Origin of the sequence: Izhakiella capsodis (assembly GCF_900115045.1) — a bacterium.
GTDB lineage: Bacteria > Pseudomonadota > Gammaproteobacteria > Enterobacterales > Enterobacteriaceae > Izhakiella > Izhakiella capsodis.
Genome location: NZ_FOVC01000001.1, coordinates 209,693 through 232,565 on the forward strand (window position 1 = coordinate 209,693; position 22,873 = coordinate 232,565).

General features: G+C 50.7%; 16 protein-coding genes. 12 read left to right on the forward strand and 4 right to left on the reverse strand.

Annotated features, from left to right (window positions below; genetic code table 11):
* Positions 1-115: 115 nt before the first annotated feature.
* The 4 genes from lolA to BM191_RS00990 all read left to right on the forward strand — a co-directional run bounded on the left by lolA (position 116) and on the right by BM191_RS00990 (position 5,320).
* Positions 116-727, forward strand: coding sequence for an outer membrane lipoprotein chaperone LolA (gene lolA, locus BM191_RS00975; protein ID WP_092873929.1), 612 nt, complete (start codon positions 116-118; stop codon positions 725-727).
* A gap of 7 nt (positions 728-734) precedes the next feature.
* Positions 735-2,078: a replication-associated recombination protein A gene (locus BM191_RS00980; RefSeq protein WP_092873932.1), complete on the forward strand. Its 1,344-nt coding sequence runs from the start codon at positions 735-737 to the stop codon at positions 2,076-2,078.
* A 97-nt stretch (positions 2,079-2,175) separates the two neighbouring features.
* Positions 2,176-3,468, forward strand: a complete 1,293-nt coding sequence (serS, locus tag BM191_RS00985; RefSeq protein ID WP_092873935.1) for a serine--tRNA ligase — start codon at positions 2,176-2,178, stop codon at positions 3,466-3,468.
* 700 nt (positions 3,469-4,168) lie between these two features.
* On the forward strand, positions 4,169-5,320 hold the full coding sequence (locus BM191_RS00990) for an MFS transporter (protein ID WP_092873938.1): 1,152 nt from the start codon (positions 4,169-4,171) through the stop codon (positions 5,318-5,320).
* A 68-nt stretch (positions 5,321-5,388) separates the two neighbouring features.
* On the opposite strand, the gene pflA is transcribed toward BM191_RS00990, so the two are convergent.
* From pflA to ycaO, 4 genes are all read right to left on the reverse strand, one after another.
* Positions 5,389-6,129 carry a pyruvate formate lyase 1-activating protein gene (gene pflA / locus BM191_RS00995; protein WP_092873941.1) on the reverse strand — a complete coding sequence of 247 codons (741 nt, stop codon included), beginning with the start codon at positions 6,127-6,129 and terminating at the stop codon, positions 5,389-5,391.
* A gap of 166 nt (positions 6,130-6,295) precedes the next feature.
* The gene (gene pflB / locus BM191_RS01000) at positions 6,296-8,578 is read right to left on the reverse strand and encodes a formate C-acetyltransferase (RefSeq protein WP_092873944.1); all 2,283 of its coding nucleotides are present in this window, start codon (positions 8,576-8,578) and stop codon (positions 6,296-6,298) included.
* A gap of 77 nt (positions 8,579-8,655) precedes the next feature.
* Positions 8,656-9,513: a formate transporter FocA gene (gene focA / locus BM191_RS01005; RefSeq protein WP_092873947.1), complete on the reverse strand. Its 858-nt coding sequence runs from the start codon at positions 9,511-9,513 to the stop codon at positions 8,656-8,658.
* A gap of 455 nt (positions 9,514-9,968) precedes the next feature.
* Positions 9,969-11,726, reverse strand: a complete 1,758-nt coding sequence (ycaO, locus tag BM191_RS01010) for a 30S ribosomal protein S12 methylthiotransferase accessory factor YcaO (RefSeq protein WP_092873950.1) — start codon at positions 11,724-11,726, stop codon at positions 9,969-9,971.
* Between the two features lie 300 nt (positions 11,727-12,026).
* Between ycaO and serC the strand changes: the two genes are divergently transcribed.
* The 8 genes from serC (at position 12,027) to lpxK (ending at position 22,710) form a co-directional block, all read left to right on the forward strand.
* Positions 12,027-13,112 (forward strand): 3-phosphoserine/phosphohydroxythreonine transaminase, encoded by a 1,086-nt coding sequence (gene serC, locus BM191_RS01015; protein ID WP_092873953.1) that lies wholly within the window; start codon positions 12,027-12,029, stop codon positions 13,110-13,112.
* 96 nt (positions 13,113-13,208) lie between these two features.
* Entirely contained in the window at positions 13,209-14,495 is a 1,287-nt protein-coding gene (gene aroA, locus BM191_RS01020; RefSeq protein ID WP_092873956.1) for a 3-phosphoshikimate 1-carboxyvinyltransferase, read from the forward strand.
* Positions 14,496-14,661: 166 nt separating this feature from the next.
* Positions 14,662-15,345: a (d)CMP kinase gene (cmk, locus tag BM191_RS01025; protein ID WP_092873959.1), complete on the forward strand. Its 684-nt coding sequence runs from the start codon at positions 14,662-14,664 to the stop codon at positions 15,343-15,345.
* Positions 15,346-15,456: 111 nt separating this feature from the next.
* Complete coding sequence (gene rpsA / locus BM191_RS01030) at positions 15,457-17,133, forward strand: 30S ribosomal protein S1 (protein ID WP_092873961.1); 1,677 nt, start codon at positions 15,457-15,459, stop codon at positions 17,131-17,133.
* 50 nt (positions 17,134-17,183) lie between these two features.
* Positions 17,184-17,507: an integration host factor subunit beta gene (gene ihfB, locus BM191_RS01035; protein ID WP_269017616.1), complete on the forward strand. Its 324-nt coding sequence runs from the start codon at positions 17,184-17,186 to the stop codon at positions 17,505-17,507.
* 175 nt (positions 17,508-17,682) lie between these two features.
* Complete coding sequence (locus BM191_RS01040; protein WP_092873966.1) at positions 17,683-19,950, forward strand: DNA internalization-related competence protein ComEC/Rec2; 2,268 nt, start codon at positions 17,683-17,685, stop codon at positions 19,948-19,950.
* A gap of 34 nt (positions 19,951-19,984) precedes the next feature.
* Entirely contained in the window at positions 19,985-21,733 is a 1,749-nt protein-coding gene (gene msbA / locus BM191_RS01045; RefSeq protein ID WP_092875146.1) for a lipid A ABC transporter ATP-binding protein/permease MsbA, read from the forward strand.
* Positions 21,730-22,710 (forward strand): tetraacyldisaccharide 4'-kinase, encoded by a 981-nt coding sequence (lpxK, locus tag BM191_RS01050; protein WP_092873968.1) that lies wholly within the window; start codon positions 21,730-21,732, stop codon positions 22,708-22,710. Before msbA ends, lpxK begins: the two co-directional genes overlap by 4 nt.
* The last annotated feature ends 163 nt before the right edge of the window (positions 22,711-22,873 follow it).

Genomic DNA, 22,873 nt, shown 5'->3' on the forward strand with positions numbered 1-22,873 from the left:
CGCTGAGCAATCAGGATTATTTTCTGCCAGCGCTTAATCCAGCGACAGCCGCGCAGTCTGGTTTTGACCGCCATCGCCATGACGGTGCCAGAGAGCCTTTCAATTAGGATGCCCAATGAAAAAATTTGTTATTGCCTGTAGCTTACTGAGCGCTTTTGTTTCGGCCAGCGTACTTGCGGATGCTTCGCAGGACCTGCAGCAGCGTCTGAATAAGATCAGTAGCTTCCACGCCAGTTTTACACAAAAAGTCACTGACGCAAGCGGTGCCCCGCTTCAGAGCGGGCAAGGAGAACTATGGGTCAAACGCCCGGATTTATTTAACTGGCACATGAGTGCACCGGATGAAAGTACTCTTATTTCTGATGGCAAAACGCTATGGTTTTATAATCCATTTGTTGAACAGGTAAGTGCAACCTGGCTGAAAGATGCTACCAGCAATACGCCATTTATGCTTATTGCGCGTAACCAGTCTGCTGACTGGGCGCAGTACAATGTAAAACAGCAGGGCGATAATTTTGTGCTGACCCCAAAGAAGGATAACGGTAATCTGAAAGAGTTTACTATTAACGTAACGCCGTCAGGTACTATCAACCAGTTCAGCACTATTGAGCAGGATGGACAGCGCAGTAGTTATACGCTGAAAAGCCAGGAAAATGGTGCTATTAGCCCGAGCAAGTTTACATTCAACCCGCCGAAAGGGGTAACGGTGGACGATCAGCGCCAGTGAGGCTCGCGTGAGTAATCTCTCTTTGGATTTTTCTGACGGTAATTTTCAGCCGCTGGCAGCGCGGATGCGCCCCAGAACGTTGCAGGAGTATACCGGACAACAGCATCTGCTGGCGGCGGGCAAGCCGCTGCCCCGGGCTATTGAAGCGGGTCACCTGCATTCGATGATCCTCTGGGGGCCGCCTGGCACAGGAAAAACCACGCTGGCCGAAATCATTGGCCATTACGGTCAGGCCGATGTTGAACGCATTTCGGCGGTCACCTCCGGCGTCAAAGAGATCAGAGAGGCAATCGAGCGCGCCCGGCGAAATCGGGATGCCGGCCGTCGCACCATCCTGTTTGTCGATGAGGTGCATCGTTTTAATAAAAGTCAGCAGGATGCTTTTTTACCGCATATTGAAAACGGTTTGATCACTTTCATCGGCGCCACAACTGAAAATCCCTCTTTTGAACTTAACTCAGCCTTGCTTTCCAGAGCGCGTGTCTATTTGTTGAAATCGCTCAGTACCGATGATATCGAGCGGGTACTGATGCAGGCGATGGCGGATGACCAACGAGGCTATGGCAAGCAAAACCTCGTATTGCCTGATGATACGCGTAGTATGATTGCCGGGCTGGTTAATGGCGATGCCCGCCGGGCATTGAATACGTTAGAGATGATGGCGGATATGGCTGAAATCAACGCTGCTGGGCAACGCGTGCTGACACCATCCCTGTTAAATGAGGTTTCGGGCGAACGTAGTGCACGTTTTGATAATAAAGGCGACCGTTACTACGATCTGATATCAGCGCTGCACAAATCGATACGCGGCTCTGCACCAGATGCCGCGCTCTACTGGTATGCACGCATTATTACTGCTGGCGGTGACCCGCTTTATGTTGCCCGCAGGCTTCTTGCGATTGCTTCAGAAGATGTGGGTAATGCCGATCCGCGTGCAATGCAGATTGCGATCGCCGCCTGGGATTGTTTTACCCGGGTAGGTCCGGCAGAGGGCGAGCGTGCCATTGCTCAGGCGATTGTTTATCTGGCCTGTGCGTCAAAAAGTAATGCGGTTTATAGCGCGTTCAAAGCCGCGATGCATGATGCGCGTGAAAAGCCAGATTTTGACGTGCCCGAGCATTTACGCAATGCCCCAACCAGCCTGATGAAGGAGATGGGGCTTGGCGCGGAATATCGGTATGCTCACGATGAGCCTTACGCCTACGCTGCGGGTGAGAATTATTTCCCGCCTGAAATGGCACAAACGCGCTACTACCAGCCAACTGCACGCGGTCTGGAAAGCAAAATTGCTGAAAAGTTAGCCTGGCTGGCAGAACAGGATCAAAATAGCCCGACAAAACGCTACCGCTGAACCAGACGTTGCGGTAAGGTTATTAACAATTTCAACGTATTCGCGCTGCGTTTACATCCCTCCGGATACTTTCAATTAGCATAAGCACAGGACAATAATGCTCGATCCTAATCTGCTGCGTAATGAGCCAGACGCAGTCGCTGAAAAACTGGCCCGTCGAGGTTTTAAACTGGATATCGCCACTCTGCAAACTCTTGAAGAGCGCCGCAAAGTGCTGCAGGTGGAAACGGAAACCTTACAGGCGGAGCGCAACGCCAGATCCAAATCCATCGGCCAGGCTAAGGCGCGTGGCGAGGATATTGAGCCACTGCGTGCCGAGGTCAACGTGCTTGGTGAGCGCCTTGATGCCGCTAAAGTTGAGCTTGAAGCCCTGCAGGATCAGATACGCCAGCTGGCGTTGACAATGCCGAATATCCCGGCTGATGAAGTCCCGAATGGTAAAGACGATTCAGAAAATCAGGAAATCAGCCGATGGGGCGAACCGCGTAGCTTTGATTTTCCGGTGCGTGACCACGTTGAGCTGGGCGAGATGGCTAAAGGGCTGGACTTTGCCTCAGCGGCCAAGCTGACTGGCTCCCGCTTTGTGGTGATGCAAGGGCAAATTGCGCTGATGCATCGTGCTCTGAGCCAGTTTATGCTCGATCTGCATACGGAAGAGCACGGCTACACTGAAACTTACGTACCTTATCTGGTAAACCACGCCACGCTTTATGGCACCGGCCAGCTGCCTAAATTTGGCGAAGACTTGTTTCATACCCGTCCGCTCGAAGAAGAGGCCAGCAGTAGCAATTATGCGCTGATCCCTACGGCAGAAGTGCCTTTGACTAATCTGGTTCGTGACGAAATTCTTGATGAAGAAGCTTTGCCGCTGAAACTCACCGCCCATACACCTTGCTTTCGTTCAGAAGCGGGCGCTTACGGACGCGATACGCGCGGTCTGATCCGTATGCATCAGTTTGATAAGGTTGAAATGGTGCAGATTGTTAATCCAGAGTGCTCAATGCAGGCGCTTGAGCAACTGGTCGGACATGCTGAGAAAGTGTTGCAGCTGCTGAAACTGCCCTATCGCAAAATGTTGCTTTGTGCCGGCGATATGGGCGCAGGATCCTGTAAAACTTACGATCTTGAAGTCTGGTTACCGGCCCAGAATACCTACCGTGAGATTTCGTCCTGTTCCAACATGTGGGATTTTCAGGCGCGTCGCATGCAGGCACGTTGCCGGGCGAAAGGTGAGAAAAAAACGCGTCTGCTGCATACGCTGAACGGATCTGGCCTGGCGGTTGGACGGACGCTGGTGGCGGTGCTGGAAAATTATCAGCAGGCTGATGGACGCATCGTGGTGCCTGAGGTTCTACGCCCGTATATGAAAGATCTGAACTTTATCGGCTAATTATCTGTACCCCGGAGTGAAGAGATTGGTTCATTCAATTCTCTGAGTTGCGGGCAGAACAGCCAGCTTTACACTGTATCAATGATATAAGGCCTGACGTCGACAAAACATCGCGTCAGGTATTCATTCAGCGGGACAATACGACATTACTTACTGTTCGATCCTTACATTTACCTTTAAATAGCTGCCTGAGAAATGAAGTTACCGCATTAACGCTTTGGTGACTGATGTCGGCTGAGATTTTAAGTTCAGCCCTGCATGAGATTCGGGTAGGCCATAATGCCGATGCAATTGATCTACCCAGTCATGGTGTCGTTTACGGAACAGAAGGGCTTATAGGTTAATCCTGATATTGCACGAGTGGTGTTCCGTTCTGTGAACCAATGCGTAGCTTTGCCATGTTTATCAGATTAAAACAATCATGTGCCTCATGCATGCCGAACAAATAAAAGCCCGATTGTGAAAGATTTTTCAAAAAGAAATCTCATCGATATTTAGCATCTTATACAGGGTATAGGAGATTTTTCAAAGAGATGCGTATAATAAATAGTGTTCAATCAGTGTTGTAAACGACTGTTAAAAAAAATAAATAAATCATATCTCAGCAAATTGTGCTGAGTCTATTTTTTGTTCATTGACTTCACCAACAGTAATGGCAATATGCCGATAAAATCGTCCACTTTTGTTGGTTTCTGAAGCTATGTTCACCTGGTCCCGACCCGTTACTTTATTATTGTGTGGCCTGATGCTGCTGACGGTGTCTATTGCCGTTTTAAATACGCTGGTGCCACTCTGGCTGAGCCATGATCTACTGCCTACCTGGCAGCTTGGGATGGTCAGTTCAGCGTACTATAGCGGTAATCTGGCGGGGACGCTGATAGCGGGATGGTTGATCAAACGCGTTGGTTTTAATCGCAGTTATTACCTCGCGACCAGCTTGTTCGCTCTGGCGACCCTGGTAATGGGGATGTCTGAAGGCTTCTGGACCTGGTCGCTGTGGCGCTTTGCTGCTGGCGTAGGCTGCGCGCTGATTTGGGTAGTCGTTGAAAGCGCGCTGCTGTGCAGTGGAACCCTAAGAAATCGCGGACAACTGTTAGCTGCTTATATGATTGTCTATTATCTTGGCACGGTGGTGGGGCAATTGCTGGTGAGCAGAGTCTCAACCGAACTTTTCAACGTGCTGCCGTGGGTCGTGGCGATGGTTGTTTCTGGCATGCTGCCGCTGGCGTTTGTAAAAATTATGGGCAACAGTGCTGATGCTGAAGAGGCACCGTCAAATCTCTGGCCGATGCTGTTACGCCGTACCTCACGGCTCGGAATCAATGGCTGCATTATTTCCGGCATCGTGCTGGGTTCTTTGTATGGCCTGATGCCGGTCTATCTCTCTCATAAGGGTATGAGTGATGCCAATGTCGGTTACTGGATGGCGCTTCTGGTGAGTGCTGGCATCATCGGTCAATGGCCGGTTGGGCGCCTTGCTGATCGCTTCGGTCGCCTGATGGTACTGCGCGTGCAGGTATTTATCGTCATACTGGGTGCGGTGGCAATGTTGGGGAGTGCGGCAATGGCCCCGGCGCTGTTTGTGCTAGGCTGCGCAGGCTTTACCCTTTATCCGTTAGCCATGTCCTGGGCCTGTGAAACGGTACCACACCATCAGCTAGTTGCCATGAACCAGGCGCTGTTGCTGAGTTATACCGTCGGCAGTCTGGTTGGCCCCAGCATGACTGCGATGCTGATGGAGAGTTACTCTGACAAACTGTTGTTTGTCATGATTGCTGCAGTAGCCTGTGTTTACCTGCTTATGTTGCTGCGTAAGGCCGATCATCACGCAACGCCGGTGGCACATGCCTGAATGACGCGCTCGTCAGAAAATAAAAAAGGCGACCGGGGTCGCCTTTTTTATTGTTGTTATCAGCAAGCTTAGTACATGACCTCATGGCCGTAACTGGCGAGAATATTTTTAACCCGTTCCATCGTTTCTGCTTTTGGCGGATGAACATCTTCAAGCTTATATTCTTCGCCCATTGCTATCCATTTGTGTCTGCCCAGTTCGTGATAGGGAAGCAGTTCGATTTTTTCAACATTCTGCATGTCTTTCGTAAAGGCACCCAGCCGATGGGCTGAATCGTCATCATCGGAATAGCCGGGTACTACAACGTAACGGATCCAGGTACGAATGTTCTTTTTCTCGAGATAACGAGCGAAATCCAGCGTGCGATGATTAGATACGCCGACCAGAATCTGGTGGATATCATCATTGATCTGCTTCAGATCGAGCATGACCAAATCGGTTACCTCCAGCAGTTCATCGATAACCGGATCATAGCGGCGTACAAAACCGTTAGTATCAAGGCAAGTGCTGATCCCCTCAGCCTTGCAGGCACGAAACCAGTCACGAACGAACTCAGCCTGTAAAATGGCTTCACCGCCCGAAGCGGTAACGCCACCGCCGGATGCATTCATGAAGTGGCGGTAGGAAACGACATCTTTCATCAACTCCTCCACTGTCACTTCGCGGCCGCCGTGGGTGTCCCAGGTGTCGCGGTTGTGACAATAGAGGCAGCGCATCAGGCATCCCTGGAAAAAGGTGATAAAGCGAATCCCCGGGCCATCAACGGTTCCACAGGATTCAAAAGAGTGAATTCGGCCTTTGGCAGACATTGCGATGTTCTCTCCATAATATACCCGAACAACAGGGTGCAATTTCTCAGCTGCGTGAAGTGAGATTTGCAGGCCCTCTGGTCAGGAAGGCCTGCAAATCTCACTTGAATAAAAAGGCCCCCTGCGGGAGCCTTTTCCTTATTGTTCCTGCGACCGTCGCCAGATCTTACATGGTCTGAGTAAAGGTACGGGTGATGACGTCCTGCTGTTGTTCTTTAGTCAGAGAATTGAAGCGTACTGCATAGCCAGATACACGAATGGTCAACTGCGGATAATTTTCCGGGTGATCCATTGCATCAAGCAGCATTTCGCGGTTCATTACGTTGACGTTAAGATGCTGACCACCTTCCAAGTTGGCTTCGTGATGGAAGTAACCATCCATCAGGCCAGCGAGGTTAGTGCGGCGTACATTATCGTCTTTACCCAGCGCATTTGGAATAATTGAGAAGGTATAAGAAATACCATCTTTTGCATAGGCAAATGGCAGCTTAGCGACTGAGGTCAGAGAGGCAACAGCACCTTTCTGATCGCGTCCGTGCATAGGGTTAGCACCTGGGCCGAAAGGTGCGCCAGCGCGACGGCCGTCAGGTGTGTTGCCCGTTTTCTTACCATAAACCACATTAGATGTAATGGTAAGCACAGATTGAGTCGGTACAGCTCCGCGATAGGTCGCTAGCTTTTGAATTTTCTTCATGAAGCGTTCGACTAAGTCACAGGCCAAATCGTCTACGCGGGCATCGTTGTTGCCGAACTGCGGATATTCACCTTCAATTTCAAAGTCAATCGCAAGACCATCAGCATCGCGCACAGGTTTCACTTTGGCATATTTGATAGCGGACAACGAGTCAGCCGCAACGGACAGTCCGGCAATACCGCATGCCATGGTGCGATACACATCGCGATCGTGCAGTGCCATCAAAGAGGCTTCGTAGCTGTATTTATCATGCATGTAGTGGATGATATTGAGTGCGGTAACGTACTGTTTTGCCAGCCAGTCCATGAAGTGATCCATACGTGCCATCACGGTATCGAAATCCAGCACGTCATCACTGATAGGTGCTTCTTTCGGCCCGACCTGCATTTTCAGCTTTTCGTCCACACCGCCATTGATAGCGTACAGCATCGTTTTCGCCAGGTTGGCACGAGCGCCGAAGAATTGCATTTGTTTACCAACAACCATCGGGCTGACGCAACAGGCGATGGCATAGTCATCGTTGTTAAAGTCAGGACGCATCAGATCGTCATTTTCATACTGTAATGATGAGGTGTCGATTGAGACTTTAGCCGCATAGCGTTTGAAGTTAACCGGTAGCTTTTCTGACCACAAGATGGTCATGTTGGGTTCCGGTGATGGCCCCATAGTGTACAGCGTATTCAGGAAGCGGAAGCTGTTTTTAGTAACCAGCGTACGACCATCCAGTCCCATACCGGCCAGAGACTCTGTCGCCCAGATCGGGTCCCCGGAGAACAGCTCATCATATTCAGGTGTACGCAGGAAGCGAACCATACGTAGCTTCATTACCAGATGGTCGATCAGTTCCTGGGCTTGTTCTTCACTCAGCTTACCCTCTTTTATGTCGCGCTCGAAGTAGATATCGAGGAAGGTTGAAACGCGTCCGAAAGACATTGCAGCGCCGTTTTGCGATTTAACTGCCGCCAGGTAGCCAAAATATACCCATTGTACGGCTTCCTGGGCATTGGTTGCCGGACCAGAGATGTCGCAACCGTATTTGGTGGCCATCTGCTTAATCTGATCCAGTGCATGGTACTGGTCGGAAATCTCTTCGCGTAGACGGATAGTGGCTTCCAGATTGACACCATTTTCCAGATCCTGTTGCAGCGAAGTAAACTGTGCCAACTTATCTTTCATCAGGTAATCAATGCCATATAACGCAACGCGACGATAATCACCGATGATACGACCGCGCCCGTAAGCATCGGGCAGACCAGTCAGCACGCCGGACTTGCGGCAGCGCAGAATGTCGGGGGTATAAACGTCGAATACTCCCTGGTTATGCGTTTTACGGTACTCGGTAAAGATTTTCTTCAGTGATGGGTCGAGTTCGCGATCATAAGCTTTGCAGGAGCTTTCGACCATTTTGATACCACCAAACGGAATAATGGCGCGTTTCAGCGGTGCTTCAGTTTGGAGGCCAACGATCTTTTCTAGTTTTTTATTAATGTAGCCGGCATCGTGCGAGGTTATTGTCGAAGCAAGGCTGGTATCAAAATCGACAGGCGCGTGGGTGCGGTTTTCGATCTTAATGCCTTCCATTACGCTGTCCCACAGTTGGGTGGTTGCGCTGGTGGCACCACTCAGAAAGGCTTCATCGCCTTCATAGGGGGCATAATTTTTCTGAATAAAGTCACGAACATTGATGCCGTTCTGCCATTCACCCTGTTGAAAAGTGCGCCACGCAGTCGACATTTTTTCATTCAACTCGGTCATGATATTACCTACCTTATAATGTGAAATTTTTCCTGATGTCTCCTGTCGCTGACAGGATATAAATTAGTTGCGCATTATCAGCGTTTATCAGACTCACGCAGATATATCACCCAATAGGTCAGTCCAACCAGCAGCCCCCCGCCTATAATATTACCGATAGTAACCGGGATTAGATTATGGATAATAAAATCAGCGGCATTCATTTGTGGAAACTGGCTCGCAGTTAACCCTGTCATGTGCCAGAAATCGGGCGAGGCGAAGTTTTTAACCACAATGCTGAGCGGAATTAAGAACATATTGGCGATGCTGTGTTCAAAACCGCTGGCAACAAACATTGCAACGGGCAGCACCATAGCAAACATTTTATCCAACAAAGTTCTACCGGAATAACTCATCCAGACTGCGAGGCAAACCATTAAGTTTGCCAGAATGCCAAGACACACAGCCTCAATAAACGAATGATGCAGTTTATGATCGGCTGTTTCCAATAAGTTTGCACCCCAGGCGCCGTTAGCGAGCATATGCTGGCCAGAAAACCAGATAAGAGTAACGAACAGCAGCGTGCCGCACAGGTTGCCGATATATACATTAATCCAGTTATAGATCAATTGCGTCCAGCTGATGCGCCCGCTGGCCTTAGCGACGACGATCAATACCGTAGAGGTAAAAAGATCCGCGCCGCAGACCACAACCAGCATTAGCCCAAGAGAAAAGCAGAGACCGCCAATCAGTTTGGCGACGCCAAAAGGCATCACCCCCGTTCCTGTGGTGGCAGTGATATAGAAAACAAAGGCAATTGAGATAAATACGCCAGCGGTAATGGCAAGAAAGAAAGTAGTAAAAGGGTGCTTTGTCGCTTTATAGACGCCTGCGTCTTCGGCTACTTTTGCCATCTCGGCAGGCATCAGCAAATTGAACGGATTGTCAGCTTTCACACCAACGCTCTCCCAATATTTGTCAATAAATAAATACTAACAAACCATTATAGGCAGAAATTTGACCTGGATCATATTGGCCTGACCACTTGACCGGATGCAGCGGTGCCGGATGACTTTTTTATGCTTAACATAATGATATTTATTTAAAAAATTAATTTTAAAAAATATAGTTTTTTTTGAATTTGCCGAAGTGCTATTTTCACCTAAAAGCGTGATATGTAGTGATAATGTGCTTAAGGTTGTCTAGGAAATGAAAAGTGATAATAAATGGGGTCAAAAAAGTTGCAATTCAGTGAAATAGGAAGCGTTATTAGTCTGGTAACAAGCTATCAACTTCTATTATTTCCGTACCAAACGACATCATCGGAAGGTGAGGGTGGTGTTAATCGTCTGATAACCGGCGCAGATGCTGCCAGAAAACGCATGGCTACCCACAGGTAGCCATGAAATGCTTATTTCCAGAAACGGCGTTTAGCCTGCTGAAGCTTTTCATAAGCTGTCAGCAATGACTGGTGCGCCGGAAAAGCATTCAGTTCGGCATCGACGGCTTGTAAACCGTAAAAAGGCGATGTTCCGCTCAGGGCTGCGGTAGCGGCCTCAAGCGCCGTTTGTCCATACATACGGATGAATGCGTGCTGATACTGTCCCGGTGAGCGTTCATCTTCCATCGCCAGCAGCAATAAGGTTTGCAGGCAGCGATAATAATTCGCTCGCTCGGGCGTAAACACTGAGCTATTAAATTCCATCGTCCATTCTGTCCAAATCAACGCCTGTTCAGGATCGCCCCCTGCCAGTGCCAGCATTGATTTTAGTTCGCCAATGCGCAGGGTGAACCAGCCATTATCGTTACCTGTTGCGAGACCCAGAAGTTCGCGAACGCGGGTAAAATCATCGTAGCCTTCATCATCGAGACGCTCAATTAACGCCAGGTATTCCTCCGCTTTCCAGCGACTGTTCGGTAAGGAGAGCAGGGTATCACGCAAGCCAGCCCCCATATTATTGTTTGCCAGCAGCAAGTCTTCGGCCGGATAGATGTCCGACATACCTGGCACCAGAATACGACAGGCGTATACATCGAGATGTTCATAGTCTGCGATATATACGTCTTTATTCTCAGCACGGAAGATGGCCATCAACGTGGCGAACTCCTCTTCCGTAGAACCCTCGAAACGCCAGTCGACGAAGGGATAATCGGCTTTATCTTTAAACAGATTCCATGAAATAGCGCCGCTGGAATCAATAAAGTGGGTTTCCAGGTTAGCATGCTCTGCCACTTCTTCATCATCGAAAGTCGGTGGTGTGAACACGTCCAGGTCTTTCAGGCTGCGACCTTGCAATAATTCAGTGACGGTACGCTCCAGCGCTACGCCGAAGTCTGGATGGGCGCCGAAAGAAGCAAAGCAGGTGCCATTGCCCGGATTGAAAAGTACCACGCAGATTACCGGATACTTGCCACCCAGCGAGGCGTCGTAAGCAAAGATCGGAAAGCCTTCCGCTTCAAGTTTATCGATGGCTTCAGTGACGAGAGGATAGCGGTCCAGTACGATCTGTGGAATAGCCGGGAGGCTAATTGCTTCAGCGATGATGCGGTTCTTGATATAGCGTTCAAAGACTTCTGAAAGCCCTTGTACCCGCGCTTCATTGCGCGTATTGCCTGCTGACATTCCATTTGAGACGTACAGGTTTCCAATAATGTTCATTGGAATATAAATCGTTTGCTGATCAGACTGGCGCGCAAACGGGAGTGCGCAAATACCACGCGCGCTATTACCGGATTGTAGGTCGATGAGTGCGCTGGCGGTTAATTCATTTTCTGGATCGTAAAAATGGCGCAAAGAGTCATCCAGAATACCTTGCGGAAGAGTATCATCATCGGGTAGCGGAAACCATTTTTCATTGGGATAATGAACAAAGTCGCCGTTGGCGATCGCAGCGCCAAGCCAGAAGTCCGCAAAAAAATAGTTGGTTGAAAGACGTTCAAAGTATTCGCCGAGTGCCGATGCCAGTGCGGCTTTTTTAGTGGCACCTTTACCATTGGTGAAGCAAAGTGGACAATCGCGGTCGCGGATATGCACTGACCAGACGTTAGGTACAGGGTTGAGCCAGGAAGCTTCCTCTATATGAAAACCAAGATCCTGAAGTTTATGCTGAAAGCGGGAGATTGAATCCTCCAGCGCGGCATCTTTGCCTGGGATGTACGTTTGCGTCATAACGGCCCACCATTATTAACTGTGCGGAAAGCGCGCAATCATACGGGGTTTTACCACTTATCGCTATCCGCTACGCTGACATTTTCATCCGCCTGACTACAGCTCAGACCCGCGGGCCAGCGAAATTGAAACGTAGCTAATTGGATAAAATTATGCATCGTTGTGTTTGAGCAGCATTTTCCACTGTCTTTCAGCGGGAAAAACTGGCTTGCTAAACAGATAAGTCATTGCAGCGCCCGGAGCGGGGTGTTAAAACCGGGTGTAACAAGTAGATTAATTGCTAACAAGTGGTGAGGGGAAATGAGTCAGGTTTTCAATTTTAGCTCCGGCCCGGCAATGCTGCCGGCAGAAGTGTTACGTCGCGCGGAACAGGAACTCTGCAACTGGCAGGGCTCCGGCACCTCGGTGATGGAAATCAGCCACCGCAGCAACGCGTTTATTCAGGTTGCCCAGGAGGCGGAGAAGGACTTTCGCGATTTACTGAAAATCCCCTCAAACTACAACGTGTTATTTTGCCAGGGTGGCGCCCGTGCACAGTTCGCTGCCGTGCCTCTCAATCTGCTGGGTGACAAATCCACAGCGGATTATGTCGATGGCGGTTATTGGGCGGCCAGCGCGATTAAAGAAGCGAAGAAATACTGTTCGCCTAACGTTTTTGACGCCAAAATCCGCATAGACGGTCAGCGTGCGATCCTGCCGATGAGCAAATGGCAGTTACAGGATCACGCGGCTTACGTTCATTTCTGCCCGAATGAAACGATTGATGGCATTGCCATCGAAGAACAGCCTGATTTTGGCGATAAAGTCGTTGTCGCCGATTTTTCTTCCACACTGCTTTCGCGCCCGATCGATGTTAATCGCTACGGGGTCATCTATGCCGGGGCGCAGAAAAATATTGGTCCGGCGGGGTTGACGTTAGTAATAGTGCGCGATGACCTGCTGGGTAATGCGCACCAGTCGTTGCCTAGCATTCTAAATTATCAGGTTCTGAGCGAAAACGATTCAATGTTTAATACTCCGCCGACTTTTGCCTGGTATCTGTCCGGGTTAGTATTCAAGTGGCTTAAAGAGCAGGGCGGCGTCGCTGAGCTGGACAAACGTAATCAGGCGAAGGCAGATTTACTGTATGGCGCTATCGACAGCAGCGATTTTTATCGTAATGATGTCGCTCCCGCTAACCGTTCTCGCATGAACGTGCCTTTTCAGCTGGCCGATGACTCGCTCGATAGTTTATTCCTCACTGAATCGCTGAATGCAGGATTGCAGGCGCTCAAGGGGCACCGCGCTGTCGGCGGTATGCGTGCATCTATTTACAATGCGATGCCGCTGGAAGGCGTAAAAGCGCTGACTGAGTTTATGGCTGACTTTGAACGTCGCCACGGCTGAGTATTAATAAGATTCATAACCGCATTGTGATATGACAGCGCTGAAGCAATACGCTTAAAGCTTCAGCTCCTTTTATTGTTGGAGAATACGTTTTACATGCAGGACTCCCTGACGTTACAACCAGTTTCCCGGATTGATGGTACCGTTAATCTGCCGGGATCAAAAAGCGTGTCTAATCGTGCGCTGCTGCTGGCAGCTATGGCATCCGGTACCACGCGGCTGACCAATCTGTTAGACAGCGATGATGTACGACATATGCTGAATGCGCTCACCACCCTCGGTGTGTCCTATCACCTTTCCGACGACCGCCGTACGTGCGAGGTGATCGGCGTTAACGGGCCATTGCACAGTACCAGTGCGCAGAGGCTTTTTTTAGGCAACGCGGGCACTGCCATGCGCCCACTGGCCGCCGCGCTTTGTCTGGGAGAAAACGATGTTGTTTTGACAGGGGAGCCGCGGATGAAAGAGCGCCCGATCGGACACCTTGTTGATGCCTTACGTCAGGGGGGGGCGCAGATTGACTATCTTGAGCAGCAAAATTACCCCCCGCTGAGGCTTCGGGGCGGTTTTAGCGGCGGTAGCGTCGAGGTCGATGGTTCAGTATCCAGCCAGTTTCTGACCGCGATGCTGATGACGGCGCCGTTGGCGGAGAAAGATACGACTATCCGCATTAAGGGCGAGTTGGTATCTAAACCCTACATAGATATCACCCTGCATCTGATGAAAGCCTTCGCCATTGAAGTGGAAAACGACCACTATCGCTCATTCCGCATAAAAGGAAGGCAACATTATCAGTCACCGGGGCAATATCTGGTAGAAGGCGATGCTTCTTCAGCCTCCTACTTCCTCGCTGCCGCGGCAATAAAAGGCGGTACGGTCAAGGTAACGGGTATCGGTAAAACCAGCGTGCAGGGAGACGTTCTTTTTGCTGATGTGCTGGAAAAAATGGGGGCCACCATTGAATGGGCAGACGATTACATCGCTTGCACGCGCGGTGAGTTGAAAGCGATAGATATGGATATGAACCATATTCCTGACGCTGCAATGACCATCGCTACCGTAGCGCTGTTCGCTGATGGCACGACGACTATGCGTAACATTTATAATTGGCGGGTGAAAGAAACCGATCGTCTGACGGCAATGGCCACAGAGCTGCGCAAAGTCGGTGCAGGGGTTGAGGAGGGCGAAGACTACATTCGCATTATCCCACCCGCGACGCTGACAGCCGCCGAGATCGGCACTTACAACGACCACCGTATGGCAATGTGTTTTTCGCTTGTAGCGTTATCAGATACGCCAGTGACCATCCTCGATCCGGGCTGTACGGCGAAAACTTTCCCCGACTACTTTGAGCAGTTCGCCCGTATCAGCATACCTGCCTGATACTGCCTCTCTGCTGTCGGTGGCGCGCCGACAGCTTTTCAAGCGGAGATATTTTTCTGGCTTGCTTAGCAGGGGGGTAACTATTCTTCTTAGAGCGGCGTATAATATGCACCCGTCTTAGCCATAAAACTAATAAAACAGGCTTAACACCGACAGGAGACAGTGAATGATATCAACAATCCCGGTGATAACTATTGATGGTCCAAGCGGAGCGGGTAAAGGGACGCTATGTAAAGCGATGGCGGAAACGCTCTCCTGGCACTTGCTTGATTCCGGCTCTATTTATCGCGTCCTTGCTCTGGCGGCACTTCATCATCATATTGATATCAGTGCTGAAGATGCTCTGGTCCCAGTAGCTGCACATCTGGACGTGCGTTTCGTCGTTAATAACGGCGATACCCACGTTGTTCTTGAGGCTGAGGACGTTACTGTGGAAATTCGCTCCCAGGAGGTCAGTAACACCGCTTCGAAAGTTGCCGTTTTTCCCCGTGTGCGCGAGGCGTTGCTTCGGCGCCAGCGGGCTTTTCGCGAAGCGCCTGGGTTGATTGCGGATGGCCGGGATATGGGAACGGTCGTTTTTCCCGATGCGCAGGTAAAAATCTTCCTGGATGCCAGCTCCGAAGAGCGCGCCCGCCGCCGTATGCTACAGTTGCAGGAGAAGGGCTTTAGTGTTAACTTTGAGCGCCTTTTAGCCGAGATAAGGGAGCGCGACAATCGCGATCGTAATCGCGCTATCGCGCCGTTAGTGCCTGCGCCTGATGCATTGGTGCTGGATTCAACCAGCATGAACATCGAGCTGGTGATTGAAAAAGCGCTTAATTATGCGCGTCAAAAACTGGCTTTCTCTTAGGCTTAAATTTGTAGTGCCCCTGCTGACAGGATGTTTGCAGGTATGTGAAACAACCCCATCCGTCATGATGACAGATGGACGTTAAATTGAAGAATCCTGAAGATTATCAATATGACTGAATCTTTTGCTCAACTCTTTGAAGAGTCCCTGAAAGAAATCGAAACCCGCCCGGGTTCTATCGTGCGTGGCGTTGTTGTTGCTATCGACAAAGACGTAGTTCTGGTTGATGCCGGCCTGAAATCTGAGTCAGCCATTCCGGCCGAGCAGTTCAAAAACGCCCAGGGCGAATTGGAAATCCAGGTTGGTGACGAAGTTGACGTCGCACTGGATGCTGTAGAAGACGGCTTCGGTGAAACGCAGCTCTCTCGTGAGAAAGCAAAACGCCACGAAGCGTGGCTGATGCTTGAAAAAGCTTACGAAGAAGCAGCAACCGTTACTGGTGTAATCAACGGCAAAGTCAAGGGCGGCTTCACTGTTGAGCTGAATGGCATTCGCGCGTTCCTGCCAGGCTCACTGGTCGACGTCCGTCCGGTGCGTGATACCCTGCACCTGGAAGGTAAAGAGCTGGAATTCAAAGTTATCAAGCTCGACCAGAAGCGTAACAACGTTGTGGTATCCCGTCGTGCTGTCATTGAGTCTGAAAACAGCGCAGAACGCGATCAGCTGCTGGAAAACCTGCAGGAAGGCATGGAAGTTAAAGGTATCGTTAAGAACCTTACTGACTACGGTGCATTCGTTGATCTGGGTGGCGTCGATGGCCTGCTGCATATCACCGATATGGCGTGGAAACGCGTCAAGCATCCGAGTGAAATTGTTAACGTGGGCGACGAAATCACTGTTAAAGTGCTCAAGTTCGACCGCGAGCGTACGCGTGTTTCTCTTGGCCTGAAACAGCTGGGCGAAGATCCATGGGTCGCTATCGCTAAGCGTTATCCGGAAGGCACTCGCCTGACCGGTCGCGTGACCAATCTGACTGATTATGGCTGCTTCGTAGAAATTGAAGAGGGCGTTGAAGGTCTGGTTCACGTATCTGAAATGGACTGGACTAACAAAAATATTCATCCGTCTAAAGTGGTTAACGTCGGTGATGTTGTTGAAGTCATGGTCCTGGATATCGATGAAGAGCGCCGCCGCATCTCCCTTGGCCTGAAGCAGTGCAAAGCCAACCCATGGCAGCAGTTTGCTGAGACCCATAACAAAGGCGATCGCGTTGAAGGTAAAATTAAGTCTATCACTGACTTTGGTATCTTCATCGGTCTGGACGGCGGCATCGACGGTCTTGTACACCTGTCTGACATCTCATGGAATGCGACTGGCGAAGAAGCCGTACGTGAGTACAAGAAAGGTGACGAAATCGCAGCTGTGGTTCTGCAAGTCGATGCAGAGCGTGAGCGTATCTCCCTCGGCGTTAAGCAGCTGGCGGAAGATCCGTTCAACAACTACATCTCTCTGAATAAAAAAGGTGCAATTGTCACTGGTAAAGTCACTGCAGTTGACGCTAAAGGTGCTACAGTTGAATTAGCTGACGGCGTAGAAGGCTATCTGCGCGCTTCTGAAGCTTCACGGGACCGCATCGAAGATGCAACTCAGGTTCTGAACGTGGGTGATGAAGTTGAAGCCAAATACACTGGTGTTGATCGCAAAAACCGCGTAGTAAGCCTGTCTGTTCGTGCCAAAGACGAAGCGGATGAGAAAGATGCTATTGCTACTGTGAATAACAATAAGCAGGAAGAGAGCAACTTCTCTAACGCGATGGCTGAAGCGTTCAAAGCAGCTAAAGGCGAGTAATCACAGCCTGTGCAGGGCGACGGTATACCGTCACCCTCAAGTCGTTGATAATTGCTAAGTTCTATGCCACAAGCACAACCGGAGGATTCATGACCAAGTCAGAACTGATCGAAAGACTTGCAGGGCAGCATACTCATATTCCTGCGAAAGTCGTCGAGGATGCGGTGAAAGAAATGCTCGACCATATGGCGACAACGTTGTCACAGGGCGAGCGCATTGAAATCCGAGGATTTGGCAGTTTCTCTTTGCACTACCGTGCGCCCCGCACCGGACGTAATCCGAAAACGGGTGATAAAGTGGATCTGGAAGGTAAATACGTTCCTCACTTTAAGCCGGGTAAAGAGCTACGCGATCGGGCAAATATCTACGGCTAAGTCTGAGATTGATTAAAAACGACACTCCGGTGTCGTTTTTTTTTGTTATTTTTCAACACTGAAATTTGCATACGAGAGCGCAAAATTTTGCGCGTTGGCGCGCATGGCGCTGATTCCATAGGATAAACCGGCGCGGGGACAAGGCATACTTTTCTTCTGACCTCAGGGGGAAAATATGGTCGTAACCCTAACGCAACTGGCTGGAATCACGGTACTGGCAACACTGCCTCTGGCGTTCCTTCCTGCGCTTCCGGGCGCGGAATTTCTCACCTTATGTGCCTGTCTGGGTTTCTTACTGCTGCGATTACCCTGCCGCTGGATGTGGTATGCCGGATTGATGCTGTTGGTTTTTTGCTGGTCTACTGGACACGGGCGGCGTCTGCTGACGCGGATTGATGATGTGGCCACCGGCAGCGTTAGCGCCACGGTGACCATTACTGATGTTCAGCCCGACAGACAGATGGTGCAAATTAGCCTCGATCGTATTGATTACCAGCCGCAGTTTCCTGCTCTGCGTGCGCAAATATATCTATCCGGGAGCCGTCTGGCTAATTTTTGCAGCGGACAGCGCTGGCAAATGACACTAAAATTTCGGCCGGTACATGGATGGCTTAATGAAGGTGGATTCGATAGCCAGCGTTTCCGGTTAGCAAATGGTAATCCGCTACAGGGGCGGCTGTTGTCTGCAATACCGATAGACAGCGCGTGTGGCTATCGTGCACGTCTGATAGCGATAGCGCAACGTCATACTAAACAACTGCAATGGGGCGGGATCCTTGATGCATTGACTTTCAGCGATCGCAGCGGTATCGGTAGCGACACTAATCAGCTGCTGCGGGAAACCGGAATTATGCACTTAATCGCGATTTCCGGCCTCCATATTAGCTTTGCCGCCGCTGCTGGTTGGCTGCTTGGGCGTCAAATACAGTTTTTTCTGCCAGCGACAAAGATAGGCTACAAAATGCCATTATTTATTGGTATCAGCGTTGCCATTGCTTACTGCTGGTTAGCGGGTACAAACCCACCGGTAATGCGCGCTATTCTGGCGCTTCTGTGCTGGAGTTTACTTCGCCTTGCTGGCTGGCATTGCCGCAGCGAGCATGTCTGGCTAATCTGCCTCGCATTACTGTTATTTACCGATCCGATAAGCCTGCTTTCCGACAGTCTGATCCTCTCAGTCTGCGCGGTCGGTGGGCTTTTACTCTGGTATCGTCTGGCGCCGATGCCTGCCTGCATTCCGCGTAAGTGGTATTGGGGGTGGCTGCATTTACTTCATTTGCAGCTGGGAATGCTGCTGCTGATGTTGCCAGTGCAGGCGATGATGTTTCATGGTTTTAGCCTCAGCGCGTTATTTGCGAACCTATGGGCTGTACCGCTGGTATCATTGGTCTCAGTGCCGCTAAGCCTCATCGCCGTTTGTCTTTCGCCCTTCAATATACTGACACATTTTTTCTGGTGGCTGGCCGACTGGAGTCTGGTTGTTGTCTTTTGGCCGTTACAACGTATCCCTACGGGCTGGTTTACCTTGTCTGAAACACAGTGCTGGCTTACGACTGGAGTCTGGTTGGTGCTGGCCGCATGGCGTTTTGCGCTCTGGCGCGGGCACTTAGCTAGTTTATCGGTGCTGATGGTCGCACTCTGCATGTGGCGTATTAACGCTCCCCGACCGCTATGGCGGATGGACATGCTGGACGTAGGTCACGGGCTGGCAGTGGTTATTTCACGCGGTCAACGGGCGGTGATCTATGATACGGGAAAGCGCTGGCCTGACGGTGATATGGGAAGAAGCGTTATTATTCCCTGGCTTCAATGGCATAATTTACATCCGGATCTCATCATTTTAAGTCATGCCCATCTTGACCACGTCGGCGGCCTTGATAGCTTGCTAAGGCGCTGGCCGAAGGTATTGGTACGCAGTCACTTTGGTCCTGCAGAGCGGCTACCCTGCGATCGCGGTGACCGTTGGCAGTGGCAGGGGTTAACCTTCAGCGTGCTCTGGCCGCTGAAAAGTGATAAAGGCGAAGGCAACAATCACTCCTGCGTTATTCGCGTAAGCGACGGGCGCTGGCGCATCCTGCTTACCGGCGATCTGGAAACTCGCGCTGAGTACCGACTGCTTGGGTTTGGCCTGAGTGCGCTAAGGGCAAACATTCTGCAAGTTGGACATCATGGTAGCCGCACCTCATCATCACTGCCGTGGCTACGCGCCATTGCCGGGCAGGCTGCACTGGCATCAACTTCACGCAACAATCCCTGGAGACTGCCAGCTAAAACCGTCATGAAAAAGTACGCCGATAATCAGTATCTGTGGTGGGATACGGCGAAATCAGGTCAGATAAGCGTTAAATTTTACCCTAACCACTGGACAATTAGCGGATTTCGCGAGCAAATAATGCCCAGATGGTATCATCAGTGGTTTGGCGCACCGCGCGATTCCAGGTAGAATGAGCAGCTATTTCAATTTAAGCGGTTTAATAATGCATCTGGATAAAGACCTTACCACCTGGCAAACCTTTCGCCGACTGTGGCCAATGATCTCACCGTACAGAGCCGGCCTGATAGTTTCTGCTGTCGCTCTGGTAATTAACGCGGCGGGTGATGCGCTGATGATATCATTGCTAAAGCCGCTGTTGGATGATGGTTTCGGCAAATCGCATAACTCAGTTTTGATATGGATGCCACTGGTTGTAATTGGACTGATGTTGATGCGAGGTATCTCCAGCTACATAGCGAGTTACTGCTTATCATGGGTATCCGGCAATGTGGTAATGAAAATGCGCCGCCGTCTGTTCAGCCATATGATGGGCATGCCGGTATCCTTCTTCGACCAACAGTCTACAGGTACGCTGCTTTCTCGCATTACCTATGACTCTGAGCAGGTTGCCTCCTCCTCCTCAGGCACACTTGTTACGGTGGTACGGGAGGGGGCCTCGATTATTGGTCTCTTTATCTTAATGTTTTATTATAGCTGGCAGCTTTCATTGATTCTGATCCTGTTGGCACCCATCGTGTCGTTTGCCATTCGCTCGGTCTCTAAACGCTTTCGTAACATCAGCAAAAATATGCAAAACACGATGGGACAGGTGACCACCAGCGCTGAGCAGATGCTCAAGGGTCACAAAGAGGTGCTGATTTTTGGTGGTCAGAGTGTGGAAACGCACCGTTTTGAGAAGGTTAGCAACCGCATGCGTCAGCAGGGAATGAAACTGGTTTCAGCATCTTCTATTTCCGATCCAATTATTCAGCTGATTGCCTCATTGGCTCTGGCATTTGTGCTGTATGCCGCTAGCTTCCCTTCCGTAATGGAGACGCTGACGGCCGGTACTATTACCGTAGTTTTCTCGTCAATGGTGGCGCTGATGCGCCCGCTGAAATCATTAACCAACGTTAATGCACAGTTCCAGCGTGGCATGGCTGCCTGCCAGACCCTATTTTCTATTCTGGACGGGGAGCAGGAAGTGGACAACGGTCAACGGGTTATCGATCGCGCTCAGGGCGATGTTGCGTTTAAAAACGTGACATTTACCTATCCCGGACGGGACGTGCCAGCGTTGCATAACATCAGTCTCACCATTCCTAAAGGTAAAACGCTGGCGTTGGTTGGCCGTTCAGGATCGGGTAAATCCACTATCGCCAGCTTATTGACGCGTTTTTATGATATTCAACAGGGCGAAATTCTGATAGACGGTCATGAACTACGTGAATACACCTTAGGTTCGCTGCGTAATCAGGTCGCGCTGGTTTCGCAGAACGTGCACTTATTTAATGACACTATTGCCAATAACATCGCGTATGCGCGTGAGGAACATTACACCCGTGAGCAAATCGAGAACGCTGCGCGTATGGCCTATGCAATGGATTTCATCTCCAGGATGGATAACGGGCTTGATACGGTGATCGGGGAAAACGGTGTACTGCTTTCCGGCGGGCAGCGCCAGCGCATTGCCATCGCGCGAGCGCTGCTGCGCGATTGCCCGATCCTGATCCTTGACGAGGCAACTTCGGCGCTGGATACCGAATCAGAGCGTGCTATCCAGGCAGCGCTGGATGAATTGCAAAAAAATCGTACAGCACTGGTGATTGCTCACCGTCTGTCAACCATTGAGAAGGCCGATGAGATCGCGGTGATTGAAGATGGTCGTATCGTCGAGCGTGGTTCTCATAAGGCGTTGCTGGAAAAAAATGGTGCCTACGCGCAGCTACACAACATGCAGTTTGGCCAATGATAGCGCGCATCTGGAGTGGTCAATCGCCTCTCTGGTTGCTGTTGTGGCCGTTGAGTTTGCTCTACGGCCTGATAAGCAATTTAATTCGCCTTAGCTACCAGCTTGGCTGGCGTAAGGTATGGCGGGCACCGGTGCCCGTGGTGGTGGTCGGTAATCTCACTGCCGGTGGTAGCGGTAAAACACCGTTGGTTATCTGGTTGGTAACGCGTCTTCAGCAAGCAGGTCTGCGTGTGGGGGTGGTTTCACGCGGTTACGGCGGCAAGGCAGAGCGCTATCCGCTGCTGCTGGATTCGGCGACGACCCCTGCGCAGGCGGGAGATGAGCCAGTTTTGATTTGGCAGCGCACTGGCGCGGCGGTAGCCGTTGCGCCGCGGCGAGTTGATGCCGTACGGGCGCTGACGGCAACAGGTGAAATCGATATCATCATTACTGATGATGGCTTGCAGCATTATGCCCTCGCACGTGATTATGAACTGGTAGTGATTGACGGAGAGCGCCGTTTTGGTAATGGCTGGTGGCTACCAGCTGGGCCAATGCGCGAGCGCGCTTCACGTCTGAAGCAGGTTAATGCACGGGTTGTCAATGGCGGTCAGGTCAGCGCAGATGAAATCAGCATGACATTGATCCCCAGTCTGGCGACTAACCTGCGCTCAGGTAAGCAGTTGCCTGCTGACAGACTACAAAACGTAGTGGCGATAGCGGGTATTGGCCATCCTCCGCGCTTCTTTGCCACTTTACGCCAGCTCGGCGTAGTCCCCCGGCGTGAAATTGCTTTTACCGATCACCAGCATTACGATGCCACGCTGCTCGCCTCGCTGGCAGCGGTAGACGAATGCTTATTGATGACGGAAAAAGATGCGGTGAAGGTTCGGGCTTTTGCCTGTGATAATTGGTGGTATTTGCCGGTTGATGCGCAGCTGGACGAGCGGGATCATGATTTGACCGGTGAGATCCTCCGGCTGCGGCCACTCCATTAAGGCTGCCGGCATTCACTGTACCTGCGCGTCTGAACAGGATAGCTGCATAGCATTATCGTGATATTTGTGAATGCTAAACGCTGGCGACAAAGTGTCAGCATGACTATTTTTTGCCACCAGGAAGGGATCAATGCACGTTGCTAAATCAATGCGCCCTGACGTA